Genomic DNA, 19,206 nt, shown 5'->3' with positions numbered 1-19,206 from the left:
ACGACCCGGAGCCGGCGCGGCTGTGCAACCCAAACCAGCTCCGCCGCGCCGCCTCCTGACCGCCACAGCTCATCAAGGGGTCAATATTGGACGCCGATCGGGGGGCAACATTGCGCGCCGTTTGACAGTCTGGACAGCGGATATCAATTTGCCCGGCAATCCTTGGACTGGATCTGGCTGGTTCCTGAACCCGTTCGCTTGGCAGCTGATATTCTTCATCGGCTTTTTCTTCGGCATGCGGTGGCTGCCCGTTCCAAAGCTCGGTGACAGGCCCATGTTGCTGGCGGCGGGCGTGGTTTTGCTGGTTTCATTGCCGCTTTCCTTCTGGGGGATCCTGGACAATTGGCCTGCCGCGCAGGCTCTTCACGACTTGGTCGTTCCTGCCAGCGAGAAAAGTAACCTGCATGCGCTGCGCGTGCTGCACTTTTTCGCCTTGGCCTATGTCACGTTGAGTCTCGTCGAGCATTGGCGCCACAAGCTCGATGAAGGTCTAGGGCATGTCTTCATCCTCATTGGACGGCAGTCGCTCGCCACTTTCCTCGCCAGTATTGTGTTGGCTCGGTTGGCCAGCACCGTTTCCGGGCTGATCGGACGAAGCGAGCTGAACGTCGCTCTGCTCAACCTCATCGGGTTTTCCGCGATCGTCGGGACTGCGATCCTGGTCGGCTGGTTCAAAAGCGCTCCCTGGGCCGGCGCCAGGCCTCACGCCGAGCCGAAGCGTCGCGCAGAGCAGATCTCGATACACCTTGGACCTGTGTCACGTGTCCGTGAAGCGAGTTGAACCGCGTTTGATGGCGCTGTTGCGAACTTCCCTTTGAGCGGCCATCCGGCCTCCGAAATGGAGCAATCTATGTACTACGACCTCTCCGGCGACCGCATCACCGTTACGAACGACGCAGCGCGTCTTGCCTGGAATGATACGCTCGAAGCCCTGCTGGCCCATGCTGCGGCGACGCCGGAGCATCTGGCCCGCACCCTGAAGGCCGATCCGGACTTTGCTTTGGCCCATGCAGCCAAAGGATTGATGCTGCTGTCACTGGCGCGGTCCGAATTGGTCGGTCCTGCGCGCGAATGCCTCGCCACGGCAGAGGCCGCCATCGCCGTTCGGCCCGTCACGCGGCGCGAGCGCATGGTTGTCGAGGCGCTGGCGCTGTGGCTCTCGGACGCACCGCGTCAAGCCGCGCATCGCCTTGAATCGATCCTGGACGATCACCGTTTCGATGTGCTCGCGCTGAAGCTGTCACACGGTCTGCGCTTCATGTTGGGCGATCAGAACGAGATGCTTGCAAGCTTGCGCCGCGTTGCGCCCGGCTTCGAAGAGACCCATCCCCTCACGGGTTATGTCAACGGCTGCTACGCCTTCGCACTGGAGGAACATGGCTTCTACGCCGAGGCGGAGACTGCCGGCCGTCGAGCCGTCGCCCTGAGCCCACGAGATGCATGGGGGCGGCATGCCGTCGCGCATGTGCTGGAGATGACCGGCCGTACGGAAGAAGGCGTCGCCTGGCTGAGCGACGACCGCAACTGGGCCCACGCCAACAACCTCCGCTTTCACATTGTTTGGCATCTGGCACTGTTTCATCTGGAGCAAGGCAAGATCTCGGAAGTGCTTCGGCTCTATGACGAAGACATCCGCCGCGAGCAGACCGACGACTACCGCGATATCGCGAACGGGGCTTCGCTGCTTGCGCGATTGGAGTATGCCGGCGCTGATGTCGGGACTCGCTGGGACGAGCTCGCCGCTCGTGCAGAAGGCCGCATCCACGACGGGCGGCTGGTGTTCGCCGATCTTCACTATGCCCTGTCTCTGCTCGGCGCCGGCCACACCGATAGCGCTGAGACCATCGCCCGCAGCCTTGTCCAGGACAGCAAATTTCACGCGAGCGTGGAGCGGCGCGACGCTGCGCGCAACGGCGCAATGGCGGCCTATGGCCTCATCGCCTTCCGGGAAGGCGACTATGACGAGGCGTCACGCCTCCTCGGAGCGGCGCGAAAAGGACTTGTGGTAATCGGCGGCAGTCATGCCCAGCGTGACCTGTTCGAGCAGGCCTACACCGAGAGCCTGATCCGCTCTGGCAGTCATGATCTCGCCTCCGAGATCCTCCGCAATCGCCTCGCTCAGCGCGGCGGTTCAAATTTATACGCCGCAAAGCGTCTCGCGATGCTGCGAAATCGGTCGGCTGGGCGGGCCGCGGCCCTCGTCGTCGCTGCGACGCCGCTTGCCATAGCACATTGACCGCAAGCCACCTGACCGGGGCGGTGCAGTACCGAGCACCCGTCCTTGGACACCGCGTCAGCGCGCTTCAGCGCAAACGACTTGGGCCTGGGCGACAGGCTTAAGCGATCCCGGGTGGACTCGCTTAAGCCGATTTCTGTCGGAGATCTCTTGTTCAACCTTGATGGGAAGAGCTCGGGCTACCGCTTGGCGGCGGTCGCCTTCGTGCTGACTTGGATTGCGCTCTGCTGGCCCTGGCTCTCCGGGCAGTGGACGATCCCATTCGATGCCAAGGCGCATTTCCACGCCCAGATTCAATTCCTGGCGCAGGCGCTGCATTCCGGGCAATCGCCCTTCTGGACGCCTGGCGTGTTCGGCGGCTCGCCTCAAATCGCGGATCCCCAGTCACTCATCTTCTCACCTGCGATCTTGCTCGCGCTGTTGAGCCCATCTCCCAGTTTTCGAGACGTTGACGCATACGTCCTCCTGCACCTGCTGGCTGGTGGGCTCGCCTTGCTCATGTACTTCCGAGATCGCAAATGGCACCCGGCAGGTGGCGTGCTTGCTGCCGTTGTCTTCGCCTTTGGAGCGTCAGCGGCATGGCGCATTCAACATGTCGGCCAGATCGCCAGCCTTTCATATTTCGCAATTGCCTTCTGGCTCACCAGCCGAATGCTGCTGCGGAATTCAACGATCAGTGGTGTCCTTGCAGGCTGCGCTGCGAGTCAAATGGTGATCGAGCCGGACCAGGTCGCCTTGTTGGGCGCATATGTCTTGATTGGCGTGGTGTTGGCTCATTGGATGTCTGGCCGCTGGCTCGCGATCCGATCCAGTTTCGTTCCCATCATGGCCGGCGGCCTTGCCGGAAGCCTGATCATCTCGTTTCCATTGCTATGGACGTGGCTCTTCGCCGAAGCGTCGACTCGTCCCGAGGTCGACTTCGTCGAAGCGGCTCACGGTTCCCTTCACCCCGCGTCGCTCCTGACGGCTTTCGTGGCGGACCTTTTCGGCGCACGCGATCCAAGCGTGCCATTTTGGGGGCCTGCCAGCGCCGCGTGGAAAGACAAAGGTATCTATCTGTCGCAGAATATGGGGCAGATCTATCTGGGTGCCTTGCCCATGGTGCTGATCATCGCGCCGGGTCTGACGCGCGGTTGGATTTGGGACAAACCAGTCCGGGCAACGACGATCCTACTGGTCTTCATGGTGCTTTTCGCACTCGGCTGGTACACGCCCTTCTTCCAAGCATTCTATGATTATCTGCCAGGCGTGAAGCTCTTCCGCCGGCCCGCTGATGCGACATTCTTGATTGGTGCGCTTGGCGCCGTGATGTCAGGCTACGTACTGCATCGCCTGCTCACGACGGAGGCAACTGGCTCGCACGAACTCGACCTGCTGGTCTCTGCTTGTTTCGTCGGCGCCGCGGTGGCACTCGGTTTGGTGGTATCGTCGGGTAAAGGTCATCTGAACGACGCCTGGTGGCCTTCGATCTCAGCCATTTCCTGGTTCGGTACGTCGATTTTACTTATTGGAATCCTGCTGCGCTGGCGCGCGGCAACCGCCCCACTGGTTGCTGTGCTGGCTGTCGCGAGCGTTGTCGGTGCCGATCTCGGTATCAACAACGGTATCAATGAATCGACCGCGTTGCCGCCGAAATTCTACGATGTCCTGCGGACCGAAACGCAAAACGAGACTGTCCGCAAGCTGAAGCAGCTCTTGTCGCAGCCGAGCGGATCACCGCGACGCGACAGGGTTGAGCTTCTGGGCTTGGGTTTCGAGTGGCCCAACGCCGGCCTGGTTCACGGCTTTGATCACACGCTAGGCTACAATCCGCTGCGGCTTGCGGATTTCTCCGAAGCAGTCGGAACCCAGGACACGATCGCCGAGCCCAATCAGCGCAAGTTCACACCGCTATTCCCTTCCTATCGCTGTCGCCTGGCCGATCTGCTGGGGCTTCGCTACATCGCTTCGCCGGTTCCCATCACACAGATCGACCAAGCGCTTCGCGAAGGCGACCTCAAACTCGTGGCGCGGACCCAGGAGGGCTACATCTACGAGAACCCACGCGCGCTGCCACGCGTTCAGTTCGTCGGAGGTTGGCAATTGGCTGACTTCGAGGGCATGAAGGCGACAGGGCGTTGGCCCGACATCGATCCGCATCAGGTCGTTCTGCTCGAGGCCGAACCGCAAGGTGCGCCGCCCGAGGAGGCGCCAACGGCGCGCGCAGGCGTGATGCTCTCGCGTTACGAGAACACGGAGGTCGAAATCGACGTGACCACGACCCAGGCCGGCTTCATTGTGCTGAATGACATCTGGCATCCCTGGTGGCAGGCCGAGGTCGATGGCGTCGCGACGCAAATCCTGAAGGCGAACGTGCTCTTTCGCGCAGTGCAGATTCCGGTTGGATCCCACAAAATCAAATTCAGCTTCCGGCCCGTCGAGGGGGCGCTCGCCGAACTGCGAGATCGCGTCTTCCCTCAAGAGGCTGATGAGGGCGTTCCGCTGAAACCAGAGATTCAAGAACAGATCATAGCCGATGGCCCTTCCGGGCGAGTTCCCCTGTCATTGCGCGGTCTTTCGTCGGCTGCCCGCGACACGTTGAACCTGGGCAAATCCGATCATCCTGCCGAGCCGCGCACATTAACGTCGGCTACCGGCCCTGCGAGAGCCTGGTGACGAGCGCCGCGCCGTCATCGCCGGCCTCATCGGACCGGCCGACAACCGGTCGCGAGAGCTGGCCTTGGAGCTCGCAGCGATCTTGGCGCCAGCCACCTCGTCGCCCATGCAGCGCCGGCTCGGCAAGCGCGCGGCCAGGCATGAAATCCGGAGCAGGAGGCATCCAGCGCGTCGCAAAGGCATGCCCCCTGCCATTTGCTCCGGTTGCCAAGCGATGCTTGAGCCTGGCGACCTGACGCCCCAAACGCTCGGTCGCGAGCCGTTCAAGCTTCATCCGACTCTGCCCGGGAAAGGCTTGCCCCGGCTCGGCAGCAAACTCCTTCACCCACTTGCGCAGCACGTTCTCCTGGACGTCAAGATACTGCGTCGTCTGTGCGACGCCCACCCCGCGTTCCCTGATCAGTCGAACCGCCTCGATCTTGGACTCACGCCCAAATCGTCTTCGCTGTGTACGCCGCCTCCGGCCTCATGAAGCACCTCATCTCGGTGTCCACGAAAACTGGCAGCAGGTCAGCCAACCAATCCTACACAGAGACGGTCAGCCAAGTGCAAAGCCTCACCAGCGGACAACGCGCGGGAGGATAAGGGCTCCAAGACCAGCGGTTGCCGCCATGGCGAGCGGGTACCAGCTGCCCAGGAACGGTGCCGCGTCGTCCGGGCAATGAAGACTATAGGCAATGGTAGCGAGGCCGGCGGAAGCCAAGCCTGCACACAGCCCGGTCAGGTGCCCATTGATCGGTGCGCCGCGACGCGCCAGCGCAAGCAAGACGACGAAAGGACACATTGCGTAGAGCGGAACGGCAATGAGGCAGGCGCGCCAGCTCCTCCCAAAGGTCAACGTTCCCCATTGATCGACCGGCGCCTGCGATAGCGAAATGAAGGCCCAGCCTGCAGTCAGCGCAAGGGGAACTGCCATCAACCACAGGAGGCGCGCCGGTTTCAGTCCGGGGCGCAGGCTGCTCTGGAAGACACTGAGCGCCACGGCCGCGATGCTGGCGCCGAGCAGGACTTTTGCGATGACAGGGAGCGTCATCCAGGCACTGGCCATGTCGCGACGCACACCGAGCGTCAGCAGGACGAGGCTGGCGGTCGCGACCAATGCGATGAGAGCGGAAAGCCAAGTCGCGCGCGACAACCAGCGGGTATCCACCGGCCGGCTGCTTGCGGTCATGAGGGAGATCAGATCGTCAGTTTTCATGTCGGACCGGGGGATGAACTCTCGATAGGCGATACTTCGCGGGAAGTCGGCAAAAGGTTACAGAGCGTCCTGCCCGGTGCCTCATATCGCCTTGGCCCCCCGTTTCGACAGGAACTTGGCCATCGCCTGCAGGCCGCGGTGAATAGCGACCTTGGCCGCTGTCTCGGTCATGCCGGTTGCGCTGGCCGCCTCCGCCACGCTCGTGCCTTGAAGCTTGACGCGATCGATCAAGGTTCGCGTCCGCTCCGGCAGGGCCTGCATGGCACGCGCCAGGTCAAGCTTTGCGTCGGAGGCCGCGTCATCTGGTGCCGCCAACTGGTATGCCTCGTCATCAATCGGCAGGTTGGAGGCATGGCGGCCGGTGCGGCGCAGATGATCGACGAGTTTGTAACGCGCGATCGCACGGGCCCAGGCCGTCACCGGGCTAGCCGGATCATAGGTGTGGCGGGAGAGATGGAGCGCCAAAAGCGTCTCCTGCAGCACGTCCTCCGTCTCGCTCATCTCGTAGCGTCCGACGCGCGCCAGCATCTGGCGGAGATAGCCGCGCAGGCGCGTGCTGATCGTATCGAGGAAGAGACGGTAGGCTGCGGCGTCGCCGCCAAGCGCAGCGAGAAAAATGGGCCGAAGCTGCGATTCGAGTTGAGCGAGCGACAAGGGTTTAAGCGCTTTTCCCAGTAGGACGGAATTCGCCTTATTCCGTCGCATGGCGATAAGAGGCTCACAAGCCTGCGCCGGGCTTTTGGCTACCATTCCCTCATCATTTCAATCAGCCACGTCGGAGTTGCCGACGAAAACGGCGCAGTCCAGCGGTTAGCCAAAATTTGCGGCGGCGGCTGATGGCGAGCCCGGGCCGTTCGGGTTGGCAGCAATGCAACCTCATCGAGGTCTCGTCATCCCTGCTGCTGGCGACTGGCGCTTTCACGACGCTTGCCGTTCGTCCCTCATGGAGGGCCGATGCGATCTGTCCGTTGCCTGCCGACCGCAGTGGTCGGGTACGATCCGAATTCCGAGGACCTGCGCGTTCGATCTTTGAATCCACACGGATCGGGCAGGTCTGCAAGCCGCCCAAGCCATCAGATCGGCTTGATGATCACAGCGATCAAACTCACGTTTTCGTGAACGTGTAACCGAACCGCTTCGCGGAGCGATCTTCCACGGGAGCCCAGTGCCGCAATATGCGGGGGAGAGAAGATGCGTCACGATACAAGTTCAGCGTCGGCGATGGCCCAGCCAGTCCGAGACGATCTCGTCACGGGCGCCGACCTGCTCGCTGCACGATTGGCAGCGGCTGGCGCGACGCATGCGTTCGGTATTCCCGGCGGCGAGGTGCTGGCGCTGGTCGATGCGCTGGAACGCGCGGGAATTCAGTTCCTCCTCGCCAAGCACGAAAACGCCGCCGGCTTCATGGCCGAGGGGCTCTGGCACACGACGGGAGCACTGCCGATTCTGGTTGCAACGCTCGGCCCTGGCGTAGCCAACGCCGTCAATGTCGTCGCCAATGCCCAACAGGATCGCGTGCCGCTGGTCTTCATCACCGGCTGTGTCGATCATGCTTTGGCCGAGAGCTACACGCATCAGGTCTTCGACCATCAAGCGGTGTTGCGACCCCTTGTGAAAGCAAGCCTGCGCGCCGCACCGGGCACGGAGGATCTTGTCGTCGAGAAGGCGATTGCCATTGCCAGGAGCGGCCGCCCAGGCCCGGTCCATATCGATCTGCCGATTTCCGTTGCCGAAGCGCGCACCGCAAGGCGTGGACCGCTGGTCGCGCCGCAGCTTCAGGCCAACATTCCCGCCGATCTTTCGGCAGCCCAAGCTTTGATCGCTGATGCAAAGAGGCCCCTGGTGATTGCAGGGCTCGATCTGGTCAATCAGGGCGGTGCCGCGGCGCTCGATGCATTTCTGACGCGTACCGGGGCTCCTCTCCTCACGACTTACAAGGCCAAGGGGCTGGTGCCGGAGGACGATCCGCGTGTCATCGGCGGCGTCGGCCTGTCGCCGAAAGCTGACGCCATCGTCATGCCGCTCATTGAGGCGGCCGATCTGATTATCCTGGCTGGCTATGATCCGATCGAGATGCGTCAAGGTTGGCGCAATCCTTGGCCAACGAGCAAAAGCGTCATCGATATCGTCGCACAGGACACACCTCACGGCATGCATAGCGCGAGCCTTCTTCTCGAAGGGAGCGTCGGACAGATCCTGACGAAACTTGCCGAAGGACCAAGGCGTGAGAACGTCTGGCCGGGCGGCGAGCCCGAGAGGGTCAGGATGGCCATTCGCTCGGTCTTTGCCGATCGACCAGGATGGGGGCCGCACGCGGTCTTTGCGACCCTGCGGGACGTGGCGCCGGCGGGAACGGTCGCCACCGCCGACTCCGGCGCCCATCGAATCCTGCTCAGCCAGATGTGGAACAGCGATGGGCCGCGTCGGCTGCTGCAATCGACCGGGCTCTGCACCATGGGCTGCGCACTGCCGCTGGCAACAGGCGCGGCACTCGGCTCGGGCCAACCAACGCTTTGCTTCGTCGGCGATGCCGGCCTCGAAATGGTGCTCGGTGAGCTAGCCACTCTTCGCGATCTCATGGTGCCCGTCGTGATCGCCGTGCTTGTCGATGAAAGCCTCGGCTTGATCGCGTTGAAGCAAAAACAGCTCGGCCTCAGGCGTGCCGGCGTCGATTTCGGCTCGTCCGATTTCGCAGCGGTGGCGGAGGCATTGGGCGGATACGGCGTCTCGGTCGCCGACCGCGACTCCCTCAAACGAGAGGCGCAAGCTGCGTTCCAGCGAGACGGCTTTACCGTGCTTGCCTGCCGGATCGACGCCCAAAGCTACGAGGGAGCCTTCTGACTCTCGGTTCACAACGAACAGATGCGGCCGCTGTCGCAGCCCATTTACCCGCTTCGATGACTCAACATAAAGGAGTGCAGATCATGAACACTGCAACCATGTCGCGCAGTTTCGCGCTACCCTCTACGCGTACCGTTATCAACCTTGCACTCGGCGGCTTTGCCGGGCTTGGTTTTTGGGAATTGTTCGCAGCGGTGCCTACGGCCTGGTTCGCTGAGTATCCGCTGGAGCCGCCGGAACTGGTGAAGTCTCTGTTTGCGCACCAGCTCGGCCTCGACATTTCGACGCCGGTTGCCAAGCTGCTGCATTACCTGACGGGATTCCTGTTCTACCCGCTCGGCTACTACGGCCTGACGCGCTGGGTGAAAAGTTTCGGCATGCCTGCCGATGGCTGGATCTGGGGCGTCATCACCTACTTCATCGCGCTGGGTTTTTTCGCTCCACTCGCCGGTCAGTACTTTCTGCTCAACGACGTGCCCCGCCTTTCTTTCATGAGCCTCGTCGGCCACGCGATCTACGGCTACCTCGCCGCCTACGTCTTCGAACTGCTCGAAGCGCGCGCCGCGTAAGCAACCTGACCAGGGAGATAAGACATGCTCAACAGGCGAAATTTCATCCGCTGCGTCGGGGCCGCTGTTGCCACCGCTTCGCTTGGTACGACCTGGGCGCGCGCTGAAAGCTACGGACCGGTCAATACTTTGGGGTCGACCGACGGGATCGCAATCCGGGGCTTCGACCCCGTCGCCTATTTTCGCGACGGCGGTCCGCGCCAGGGTAAGCCCGAGTTCTCCGTTCGATATCGGGGCGCCACCTGGCGCTTCGCAAGCGCGGAGCACAAAGCGCTCTTCGAGGCAGACCCGATGAGGTATATGCCGGCTTATGGCGGATTTTGTGCCTATGGCACGTCACGCGGCTATCTGGTCAAGATCGAACCTGAAGCGTGGTCGATCGTCGATGGCAAACTGTATCTGAACTACGATGTTGACGTCCGTCAAACCTGGTTGCGCGACACCAAGAAATACCTCGCCCGCAGCGAAGCTGGCTGGCCCAGGCTGACGGAAAAGGACATCCGCTAGCGCGAGGTGAGATTGCCCGTCAGCCAAGTCGATGTCTTGGCTGACGGGCAGCACCCGGTGTCCGGGGCAAGCGGGGCTCCTATCAGGCGACAGCGGAGCGCCGGAGCGCCGGACGCATGTCGTCAGGTTCCGGGCGAAGGGTATAGTCGGCATCGACCTCAGCGTAGAGGAGTGTTCCGTCCCGGCTGACCACGAAGCGCGCGGGCATCGGCAACGTCGAGCTAGCGGCCCCGTACCGCGATGTCGTCGCTGCTTTCGGCCCGCGATTTTCGCGGCCAGGATTATCTGGTCGCCCCTTTGCAAGGGTCGCAACCTCCGCCGATGGAAGCGATATCGGCGGAGAACGATGTTTACTGTCAGGCTTTGGTGGCCATTGCACGAGCGACTTCGGCTGCGCTGATGCCTTCGAGCGCGAGGCCGTAGCCCACGCCTTCATCGATGATCCGGCGAAGCTTCTGCGTCAGCGCAATGCGCGTGTAACGGCCCGTCAGTGGCGGCAGCGCTGCCAGCCCCTCGGCTATCTCGCGGGCCCGGTCGAGCAATCGGTCGGCCGGTACGATCTCGTTCACCGCGCCGTATTCCCTCGCGGTTTCCGCGTCGAGGATCTGACGCGTCAAAATGAAATACCGCCCACGGACGCTGCCTATCACCTCGGGCCAAAGCAGGTTGACGCCATCACCCGGAACGATGCCGAAGTCGAAATGCGGCTTGTCCTGAAACACCGTCTCGGGCGTCGCCAGGATTATGTCCGCCAGCAGCACGTATTCCGAATGGAGCAACACCGGTCCGTTGAGCGCGGCGATCATCGGGACCTCGATGTCGAGGATGTTCATCAAAACCTTCTTGCCCTCCCGATAGATCTTGTCGTAGCCGCGGGGGGTAAAAAAATCGAAGCCTTCAGGGCTGATCGCATCGATGAAGGCATCGCCGGAGCCGGTGAGGATCACCACGCGATTGTCAGGGTCCGACCCGATTTCGTGGAACAAGTCGACGAATTGCTCGTGGACATGGCCATCGAACACGAGTTTTCCGCCTTGCGTGTGCAGCGCGATCTCCAGCACGCCGCTCGGAGAGCGCGTCAGTCGGGCATTGGGGAAGGCATCGCGGTAGTTCTCAAAGCGTGACATGGGTCGATTCCTTGCTGAGAAGGCCGAAGGAGGATTCAAGCTTGGGAGATGAGCGCTTCGACACGGGCAAGCGCGCGCCGAACAGCGGGACGCTCGGCAATGCCTTCGAACCAGCGAGCCAGATGTGGGCGCCCATCGAAGCTCATGCCCGAAAATTCGCGCCGCCAGAGCCAGCCGAAATGAGCGATGTCAGCGATGCTGTAATCGTCGCCCGCCATGAATCGACGCTCGCCGAGCATGACTTCCAGCAGGTCGAGCACTCGTCCCGCTTCGGCGGCAAAACGTGCTTCCGCGAGGGGCTGCGGTTCGGAAACCAATCGCTTGAAGAAGCCCGCATTGCCGAAGGCGGGGCCGAGCGTCGAGGCGTGGAAGAACAGCTGCTCGAAGACGCGCGCGCGGTCGATCCCAGCAGCCGGAAGCAGCATGCCAGTCTTTTCGGCGAGATAGACGAGGATCGCCGCGCTTTCGGTGAGCGTTACGGCCGTGCCCGTCGGCCCTTGCGGATCGATCAGCACCGGCACCTTGGCATTGGGATTGAGTGCGAGGAACGCTGACGTCTTCTGCTCGCCTTGGCGAATGTTGACACGCTTCAGCGCATAGGCGACGCCCATCTCCTCAAGCGCAATCGGCACCTTGACGCTGTTTGGCGTCGCAAATGCGTGAACTTCCATCATCTCTGGATCTCCCTGCGCCATATCGTCGGCAATGGGAGGTGTTATGGTCATTCCCAGCGAGGCGTGGCAGAAGGCAGGAGGGGATGGCGTTTATTCTTTGTGGGAATGACTATGGATCGCTTGCAGGCGATGACCACGTTTGTCCGCGTGATCGAAGTTGGCTCGTTCTCGGGCGCCTCGAGGCTCCTGGGCGTAGGTCAGCCTGCGGTATCGAAGACGATCGCGCAGTTGGAGGAACGACTTCAGGTTCGGCTGTTGCTGCGCTCAACGCATGGCCTCACGCCGACTGAGGCGGGGCTGCGCTTCTACGAACGGGCACGTCTTGCTATCCAGGAAGTCGATGAAGCGGAGTTGGAGGCCCGCGGCGCAGGCGCAGGGCTATCCGGCCGATTGCGCATCTCGGCCGCGCCGACCTTTGCGCGTCTGCTGATCGTACCGCGTCTGCCCGAATTCCTCGCGCGCCACCCGGATCTGGAGATAGACGTCATCTTGGACGATCGGGTCATCGACCTCATTTCGGAGGGGATTGACCTGTCCCTGCGCATGGGCGACCTACCAGACTCAAACGCGATCGCACGACGGATAGCGACGGGCGGCCGCTCTGTCGTTGCCACGCCGGCCTATCTCGCGCGGGCGGGCACTCCACATGTGCCGGCCGACCTCGCTGGACACGAGGCCATTAGTTTTAGCCAGCTCAGCAACAGCTGGGTCTTTCGACGGGGCGGTACCGAAGCTTCGGTGTCGATCCGCGGCCGCCTGCGTGTCAGCGCGGCGGAGGGCATCCGCGCGGCCGTACTCGCGGATTTGGGGCTGGCCGTTGCCTCCGACTGGATGTTCGGCCCTGAACTGGCGAGCGGCGCCGTGCATCGCGTGCTGGAGGACTGGGCGCTGCCGCCAATCGACCTTTGGGCGCTGTTTCCCACCGGGCGTCTCGCCAGTGCGAAGGCACGTGCATTCGCGGATTTCGTCGAGGCGATGATCAAGCAGCCAACGAACTGATCCCTTCGATCCACAACGTTCTCCTTGGCCGGGGGCCTCGCCCCATCGCCGCCTCGGGGCAAGATGGTGTGCAGCGGAGATGGCCTGGAACTTCGTCCCTCCCGGGTAAATTGCGCACGGCGCATCGGCGGGTGCCCTTAACCCGATGCGCGATCAACTTCGCGTGAGCGCCGTAACGAAGTCCGCCGTCATGTCGAAACCCCATGGTCAGACACATGTCGGGCCTTCGCCGAGACACGAACATAACCGAGGTCGCGTATGATCAACCGTCGCCATGGACTTGCCGCGCTTGCCGCATTCTCGCTCGCCTTGGCGGGTTGGGGAGCCTCCGCTCAAGAGGAGAAAGCCTACTCACCCGCGGCGCTCGACGCGGCGATCAAAGCTGGCCAGCCGGTTCTGATCGACGTCACAGCAACGTGGTGCCCGACGTGCAAGGCGCAGGCGCCGATCCTCTCGGAACTCGCCAAGCAGCCCAGGTTCAAGGACCTCGTCGTCTTCAAGATCGACTTCGACAGCCAAAAGGACGCGCTCCGCAGTCTCAAGGTCCAGCACCAGAGCACGTTGATCGTCCTCAAAGGCGGCGCCGAGGTCGGCCGTTCCGTCGGTGACACGAACAAGGCTTCGATCGAAGCGCTGTTGTCGCGCGCGATTTGAGGTAGCCGGGCCAATGGCCACATCAGGCTTCGCACTGCTTGCCGGCATTCTGTCGGTCCTGTCCCCATGCGTCCTGCCGCTTCTGCCGATCATCCTCGGCACGGCGGTGTCCGAGCACCGTTTCGGCCCCGTCGCTGTGGCGGCGGGATTGGCGCTGTCCTTTACCGCCATCGGTCTGTTCGTGGCGACGGTCGGCTTTGCGATCGGGCTGGATACCGGCGTCTTCCGCATGGCTGCGGCGATCATGCTGATCGTGCTGGGCCTCGTACTGGTGCTGCCGGCGCTGCATGCGCGGGTGGCGGCGGCAGGTGGCCCGCTGAGCAACTGGACGGAGCAGCGCTTCGGCGGCTTTTCGTCGGGTGGTCTGCGCGGCCAGTTCGGCGTCGGCCTGCTGCTCGGCGCGGTCTGGAGCCCCTGCGTCGGGCCGACGCTGGGTGCGGCATCGGTGCTGGCTGCGCAAGGCGAGAACCTCGGCGCGGTCGCGCTCACCATGCTGGCCTTCGGCATTGGTGCGGGCCTGCCGCTGATCGCGCTCGGGATGCTGTCGCGCGCTCGGCTGTTGGCGCTGCGCAACCGCATGATGTCGGCCGGACAAGGCTTCAAGACCGCGTTGGGCGGCTTTCTGGTCGCCATCGGAGTCCTGATCCTGACGGGATGGGACAAGACGCTGGAAGCGAAACTCGTAACGGCATCGCCAGAGTGGCTGACCCGCCTGACCACCTCGTTCTGACCGCGACGCCTCGCCACGATCAAGAGGCCCCCCCTTCAATGACCGACATCAAGCCCGTGCTGAGAGGTGAGGTGGCGGGGCAAGAGGGAGGGCTGGCTTGATTTCTGACCTCGGGTTCCAGACAAGGCTTGTGACCATGTCATCGACACGCAGAGCTGCCCTTCTGGGTCCGGCGGCCACTTTGCTGAGTGCCGCTCTGGCGCCTGGCGCGCGCGCTGCGCCGGAACTCTATCCGCCGCCCTTCAGCACGCCGCACACCCAGTTCACCGTGGTCGATCCGCGCGAGGAAGCCGGCCATATCCCGCTGCGCGATCTGAACGGGCGGCGACGCACGCTTGCGGCCTATCGTGGCAAGGCTGTGCTGCTCGCCTTCTGGGCGAGCTGGTGCCCGCCGTGCCGACGTGAGCTGCCGATCCTGCACAGGCTCCAGATGCAGGCGAAGACCGAACCGTTCGTGATCGTGCCGGTGTCGCTGGATCGGGATGTGGCCACGGCTGCGACCTATCTCCAGCGGCTTCGCCTGCCCGGGTTCACGAGTTTCATCGACACCGAGGGCGAGGTCGCATCCGGGCCGAAATCGAAGGTCGAGACCCCCTTTCCGCTCTACGGCATGCCGATGAGCTACGTGATCGATGCTCAGGGGCGCAGCGGGGGCTATCTGACCGGCGAGGCCGATTGGAGCGCACCGGAGGCGCTCGCATTGCTGCGCTTCTACGCGACATCATAGCGCACGACCGGCTGCTGTCCCGGGCCCGTCGAAATCAGTCGTATCTCTCTGAGTTCAAAAGACAAAATGACATCACGGCTTGGTGATTGCGCGTAATGGATCCGGCGCCTGAAACGAATGTCCTGTGAGATGAGCCATTGAAGCGGGGCCAGGGAGGCTTCGCGGCGGCAACGTCTCGACAGGAGACTTGCGATGAACTCGCATCGTATCGTTCTTGCCCGCAGCAGCTTGCTCGGCTTCGCTGCCCTGATCGCCGCCGGAGCGCTCGCTCTCCCGACGTTGCCGGCGCTGGCGTATAGTGAAAACTCGACGAAGGCAGTCAACATCGACACGGCCGGCCTTGCGATCCGTGGCTACGATCCGGTGGCGTATTTCACGGTCGGCAAGCCGACCCTGGGCAGCCCGCAATTCACCGCGCAGCACGACGGGGCCACCTATCGCTTCGCGAGCGCTGCCAACCGCGACGTCTTCGCCAAGGAGCCGGCAAAATACGCGCCGGCCTTCGGTGGCTTCTGCGCCATGGGCGCCGTCTTCGAGAAGAAGCTCGATGGCGATCCGAACCTGTGGCGGATCGTCGATGGCAAGCTCTACCTGAATGTCGGTGAGCCTGCCCAAAAGCGTTGGCTCGAAGACGTGCCGGGCAATATCGGCAAGGCGCAGACGAACTGGACGAACATCAAGGACAAGGCGCCCAAGGACCTCTGACGCAAAGGACCTCTGACGCGATGGACCTCGCCGCTCCGGCCGGATCGACCGATACACGGTCTGTTCGAGGCGGCGAGGTCGGCCGGGCGGCTGGTGTCGACGAGTCCCAGGGCAAGACACGATGAAGCGCCTGGTCATCCATTCCGCTCATTGCAGCGGTTGTTGCCGGCTGCGTCCGACCTGCAGCGGAGGTCTCGCAGCGCAGCGTTAGAACAGGAACCCTTGTTCTGAACGGCGGCTCAGGCTGCCAAACGTTTTTTCACGCACGGCCCATGCAGGGAGTCACAGTCGCACTGTTTGCCTCCTCCTTATGAATATGCGCGTCGGATGGGCCGACGGCATGTCAAGAGGAACAACGAGATGAAGACTTTCGATGTGCAATCCGTCGGGATCGATAGGCCGTTCGAGGACGTATTCGGCTTCATCGCCGATCCGGCAAACCTCCCGAAATGGACGCATGCTTTCAAGAGCGCCGATGCTATGTCCGCCGAGCTGGTGACTCCGAACGGCGCCGTGCCGATCAAGCTCGAAACCAGCACGCATGACGCCATCGGAACCATCGACTGGCAAATGACCTTCCCTGATGGTTCAGTGGGCGCAGCCTATTCACGTGTGACGCCGGATGGTGCCGGACGGTCGATCTACTCCTTTGTCCTCATGGCGCCGCCTGTTCCGCTCGAAGCACTCGAAGGTGCCTTGAGCGCGCAGATGGATATCCTGGCCAGGGAGCTTACCGGCTTGAAGGCGCTGCTCGAGGCATGATCAGACTTGATCCGCAACAGGTCGAAGCGGCGCGACAGGGGAGTCGCGCCGCCCTTGAGGCCATCATCCGCGCCACAGAGCGACCGATCTATAATCTGGCGATGCGAATGCTCGGCAGTCGAGCAGATGCGGAGGATGCCACTCAAGAGATCCTGGTGAAGATCATCACGCATCTCGGCTCTGTGCGGGAGGTTGAGGCGGTGGGTGGATGGGCGCTGCGGGTGGCGTGCCGCCATCTGGTTGAGGAGCGTAAACGCGGCCGCATCGAGTCAATGCGCCTCACCTTCGCAGGCTTCGCCTCCGATCTGGAGCAAGGACTCAGCCAGATTCCTGACGGCGAGATGTCGGCGGTCGAGACGGCAATGGCCATTGAAGAGGTCAAGATTGGATGCACGCTCGCCATGCTCCTATGCCTGACGCGCCAACTCAGGATCGCCTATGTGCTCGGTGATGTATTCGAGTTGACCGACACCGAGGCCGCATCCGTGCTCGACATTGCTGCGCCCGCATATCGCCAACGGCTCAGACGCGCGAGGGCTGCCGTTGCCGCCTTCGTCGCGGCGTCCTGCGGGATTGCCTCGCAGCAGGCATCATGCAGCTGTGATCGGCGCGTCGTTGCGGCACTCAGCTGCGGTCGGGTGGTAAAGGGAAAGTCAAATTTCGGGCTTGAGAGCACCCGTCGTGCTGATCTCCCCACGTTGCGGCAACGGGTGGGCGAGCTCGAGAAAGGTCGCGCTGCTGCAGCTCTCTTGCGGTCGAACCCGAATTTCTCGACGCATATCGGCGATCTGGTTTTGAAACTGATAGACGACGGCTCGCATCTCCCCCGGCTTGATTGAACGATTTGAGGCTGTGCTGGAAGAATTCGGCCGTCTCATACGGCAATCGGAACCGGTCCTTCCGCGCACTGGCGATCAAGCGTGGTTTCGATCATCGCATGGTTCGTTGGAGCCGACGGCGTCCTTGCGACCGCGCCGGCGACGACAGAAAGGCGGGCTACTTGCCCGCCGCTGCCGCCGCGATCTGGTCGAAGATGACGTCGAGCTCGGCGGCAACCGTCCTGAGATCCGCCGCCGCGCCCTCGAAATATGGCGCGAACACCACGCTCGGCTTGCGATAAGACAGCGTCGCCGTGCCGTCGGCGTTCTCGGTGAGGTAAAAGCGGATCGGGGCCTCGATGCCGGCCGGCACACTGGCGGCCAGCATGCGGCGGGCGAAGTCGTTGCGGAAGACGCCGACAACGCGGTTGCCGGGAATGGTGAAGCCCTGAGCCTTGGCGCCATCCGAGGCGCTGGCCGTAGTGACCAGCCCCATCTTGGCGGACGTCACCGCCTCCTCGAGGCGCCCGACCAGCACCGGGAAGCTGTGCGGTGTCGGCCGAACCGTCCAGCCGTCGCGTGCGGCGAGCGGCGCGGTTGTTCCCTGGGCCAAGACTGGAGCCGCAGAGATTGTGAGGGCAGCTGCGAAAGCGAGCGCGATACGACGGTTGATCATGAGAGAGACCCCTGTTGGTTGCGAAGGTTTCAGAGTAGCGAGCGATGGGCGAGAAGACGGTCGATCGACAGTGCCCCGCCACCCCTGGCCATGAGATACAGCAGAACCGTCGCCCACAGCCCATGGAGCGGATAGGCGCCCGGATAGACGAAGATCTGGATGACGATCGTCATGCCGAGCAGGGCGAGGGCCGAGAGCCGCGTCGCCAGTCCCAGCAGGAGCAGGACCGGGAAGACATGTTCGGCGGCCGTGGCCATCAGCGCGGCCAATTCCGGCGGAATGAGCGGAAGCCGGTATTCCTCCCGGAAGAGATCAAGCGTGCTGTCGGCGAATCGCGGGATGCCCAACTCGACCTTGCCGTCGATCAGGTCGATCGCGAGGCCCTGCACCTTGGTCTGGCCGGACTTCCAGAACACCGCGGCGATCGAAAAGCGGCCGATGAAGGCGATCAGCCAGTGCGGAATCCGGGACAGGATGGAGGCGATGATATCATCGTTCGCGTGAGGGCCCGCCTCACCCCGTACCGGCTTTGCAAAGCCATGGTGGTCGATCGGCGTCATGTCACTCTCCTGCAGCGCTGAAAGCAGCCGACACGCCAGATGCCATGAGCGTCGCCAGCCCCGTCGTGATGTCGAACTCTGGTGATTGGCGCAGCGCGTTTGCGACAGCGTCCGCCACCGTCGCTCCCGCTTCGAGCGATGCCAGAAAGGCGGCGACGCCAGGAGCCAGCCTCACGACGTCGACTTCAAGATCGGGGCGCACGATGAGCGCGTCTTCGGGCCGGCATGGATCGACGGCTTCGATCGCCATGAGCCCCTGATGCGCCGCCCAAAGCGAGACGATGGCGAAGGCTGACTGCAGGATCGCGGTACTCGGATGCAGCCGCACGGTCAGGAGACCCAGCGCTTCAGGGTCGAGAGCGGCGTAGGCGCTTGGGCCAAGGGGGGGCATGTCGGCGGCGTGATAGGCGCGCCGCCGCGCGCGCTCAAGCCTTGCAACATCGGCCAGGTAAGGCAGGTCGCTCGCAGGCGCGAAGGACTCGATGAAACCGGGGAAACGGTGTCCATAAGTCAGCATGATCCGGCTGCAAGGCGGATGGAGCCTGACGTAAATCCGCGCCATCTCGCGGAAGAACGTCTCGCCAACGAGTTGCATGACGACGGGATAGGCCGCGACCAGTGCATCGATCAGCGAGACGGTGACGTTGTTGCGGTAGATCGCGAAACGCTGCGACGCGTCGGAGCCGTTCCAGGTCAGGAGACCATCGGGCGCGGTCGTCTCTGGCCTCAGCAAAGCCTGCGCGAATTCCCGTTGGCCGGACATGGGCG

The 19,206-nt window shown here is 63.0% G+C and carries 20 protein-coding genes and 1 pseudogene; 13 read left to right on the top strand and 8 right to left on the bottom strand.

From position 1 onward, the window contains the following. From opgC to AE618_RS16205, 3 genes are all read left to right on the top strand, one after another. The coding region (gene opgC, locus AE618_RS16215; protein WP_210166461.1) for an OpgC domain-containing protein at positions 1–781 on the top strand (781 nt) is incomplete at its 5' end. Positions 782–850: 69 nt separating this feature from the next. Next, the gene (locus AE618_RS16210; RefSeq protein ID WP_054210081.1) at positions 851–2,236 is read left to right on the top strand and encodes a tetratricopeptide repeat protein; all 1,386 of its coding nucleotides are present in this window, start codon (positions 851–853) and stop codon (positions 2,234–2,236) included. Positions 2,237–2,386: 150 nt separating this feature from the next. Continuing rightward, on the top strand, positions 2,387–4,891 hold the full coding sequence (locus AE618_RS16205) for a hypothetical protein (RefSeq protein ID WP_054210080.1): 2,505 nt from the start codon (positions 2,387–2,389) through the stop codon (positions 4,889–4,891). Here AE618_RS16205 and AE618_RS28045 read toward each other — a convergent pair. From AE618_RS28045 to AE618_RS16190, 3 genes and pseudogenes are all read right to left on the bottom strand, one after another. After that, positions 4,866–5,327 (bottom strand): annotated as a pseudogene (locus AE618_RS28045) (transposase); the annotation flags it as partial. The gene AE618_RS16205 and the pseudogene AE618_RS28045 overlap by 26 nt on opposite strands. 120 nt (positions 5,328–5,447) lie before the next feature. After that, positions 5,448–6,089 carry an NrsF family protein gene (locus AE618_RS16195; RefSeq protein ID WP_054210079.1) on the bottom strand — a complete coding sequence of 214 codons (642 nt, stop codon included), beginning with the start codon at positions 6,087–6,089 and terminating at the stop codon, positions 5,448–5,450. 81 nt (positions 6,090–6,170) lie between these two features. Next, the gene (locus AE618_RS16190; protein ID WP_248310900.1) at positions 6,171–6,839 is read right to left on the bottom strand and encodes a sigma-70 family RNA polymerase sigma factor; all 669 of its coding nucleotides are present in this window, start codon (positions 6,837–6,839) and stop codon (positions 6,171–6,173) included. 441 nt (positions 6,840–7,280) lie between these two features. On the opposite strand from AE618_RS16190, the gene AE618_RS16185 reads away from it, so the two are divergent. The 3 genes from AE618_RS16185 (at position 7,281) to AE618_RS16175 (ending at position 10,006) form a co-directional block, all read left to right on the top strand. After that, on the top strand, positions 7,281–8,930 hold the full coding sequence (locus AE618_RS16185; RefSeq protein WP_082365315.1) for a thiamine pyrophosphate-binding protein: 1,650 nt from the start codon (positions 7,281–7,283) through the stop codon (positions 8,928–8,930). An 83-nt stretch (positions 8,931–9,013) separates the two neighbouring features. Beyond that, entirely contained in the window at positions 9,014–9,499 is a 486-nt protein-coding gene (locus tag AE618_RS16180; RefSeq protein ID WP_156330305.1) for a hypothetical protein, read from the top strand. 24 nt (positions 9,500–9,523) lie between these two features. Further along, the gene (locus AE618_RS16175) at positions 9,524–10,006 is read left to right on the top strand and encodes a YHS domain-containing (seleno)protein (protein WP_054210075.1); all 483 of its coding nucleotides are present in this window, start codon (positions 9,524–9,526) and stop codon (positions 10,004–10,006) included. Positions 10,007–10,362: 356 nt separating this feature from the next. Here AE618_RS16175 and AE618_RS16170 read toward each other — a convergent pair whose 3' ends face one another. Together AE618_RS16170 and AE618_RS16165 are read right to left on the bottom strand one after the other, a co-directional pair. After that, a complete protein-coding gene (locus AE618_RS16170; RefSeq protein ID WP_054210074.1) occupies positions 10,363–11,133 on the bottom strand; it encodes an enoyl-CoA hydratase/isomerase family protein in 771 nt (256 codons plus the stop codon). A gap of 35 nt (positions 11,134–11,168) precedes the next feature. Then, positions 11,169–11,828, bottom strand: coding sequence for a glutathione S-transferase family protein (locus tag AE618_RS16165; RefSeq protein ID WP_349236438.1), 660 nt, complete (start codon positions 11,826–11,828; stop codon positions 11,169–11,171). A 90-nt stretch (positions 11,829–11,918) separates the two neighbouring features. Between AE618_RS16165 and AE618_RS16160 the strand changes: the two genes are divergently transcribed. From AE618_RS16160 to AE618_RS16130, 7 genes are all read left to right on the top strand, one after another. Next, positions 11,919–12,806 carry a LysR family transcriptional regulator gene (locus AE618_RS16160; RefSeq protein ID WP_054210120.1) on the top strand — a complete coding sequence of 296 codons (888 nt, stop codon included), beginning with the start codon at positions 11,919–11,921 and terminating at the stop codon, positions 12,804–12,806. A gap of 258 nt (positions 12,807–13,064) precedes the next feature. Further along, positions 13,065–13,460 carry a thioredoxin family protein gene (locus AE618_RS16155; RefSeq protein WP_054210072.1) on the top strand — a complete coding sequence of 132 codons (396 nt, stop codon included), beginning with the start codon at positions 13,065–13,067 and terminating at the stop codon, positions 13,458–13,460. A 13-nt stretch (positions 13,461–13,473) separates the two neighbouring features. Beyond that, positions 13,474–14,190 (top strand): cytochrome c biogenesis CcdA family protein, encoded by a 717-nt coding sequence (locus AE618_RS16150; protein WP_054210071.1) that lies wholly within the window; start codon positions 13,474–13,476, stop codon positions 14,188–14,190. A gap of 136 nt (positions 14,191–14,326) precedes the next feature. Next, positions 14,327–14,917 carry a TlpA family protein disulfide reductase gene (locus AE618_RS16145; RefSeq protein ID WP_082365314.1) on the top strand — a complete coding sequence of 197 codons (591 nt, stop codon included), beginning with the start codon at positions 14,327–14,329 and terminating at the stop codon, positions 14,915–14,917. 192 nt (positions 14,918–15,109) lie between these two features. Further along, entirely contained in the window at positions 15,110–15,622 is a 513-nt protein-coding gene (locus AE618_RS16140) for a YHS domain-containing (seleno)protein (protein WP_054210069.1), read from the top strand. Between the two features lie 360 nt (positions 15,623–15,982). Continuing rightward, positions 15,983–16,384 carry an SRPBCC family protein gene (locus AE618_RS16135; protein WP_054210119.1) on the top strand — a complete coding sequence of 134 codons (402 nt, stop codon included), beginning with the start codon at positions 15,983–15,985 and terminating at the stop codon, positions 16,382–16,384. Then, positions 16,381–17,223, top strand: coding sequence for an RNA polymerase sigma factor (locus AE618_RS16130; protein WP_054210068.1), 843 nt, complete (start codon positions 16,381–16,383; stop codon positions 17,221–17,223). Before AE618_RS16135 ends, AE618_RS16130 begins: the two co-directional genes overlap by 4 nt. 157 nt (positions 17,224–17,380) lie before the next feature. Here AE618_RS16130 and AE618_RS16125 read toward each other — a convergent pair whose 3' ends face one another. From AE618_RS16125 to AE618_RS16115, 3 genes are all read right to left on the bottom strand, one after another. Beyond that, positions 17,381–17,815: a DUF302 domain-containing protein gene (locus AE618_RS16125; protein WP_248310899.1), complete on the bottom strand. Its 435-nt coding sequence runs from the start codon at positions 17,813–17,815 to the stop codon at positions 17,381–17,383. A 92-nt stretch (positions 17,816–17,907) separates the two neighbouring features. Beyond that, a complete protein-coding gene (locus AE618_RS16120; RefSeq protein ID WP_082365313.1) occupies positions 17,908–18,438 on the bottom strand; it encodes a DoxX family protein in 531 nt (176 codons plus the stop codon). A gap of 1 nt (position 18,439) precedes the next feature. Next, positions 18,440–19,201, bottom strand: a complete 762-nt coding sequence (locus AE618_RS16115) for an HvfC/BufC N-terminal domain-containing protein (RefSeq protein ID WP_054210066.1) — start codon at positions 19,199–19,201, stop codon at positions 18,440–18,442. Positions 19,202–19,206 lie beyond the last annotated feature (5 nt).

The organism is Allobosea vaviloviae, from assembly GCF_001298265.1.
Taxonomy (GTDB): Bacteria; Pseudomonadota; Alphaproteobacteria; order Rhizobiales; family Beijerinckiaceae; genus Allobosea; species Allobosea vaviloviae_B.
Note: the sequence above shows the minus strand (reverse complement) of the source record. Positions and strands in the feature narration are given on the sequence as shown.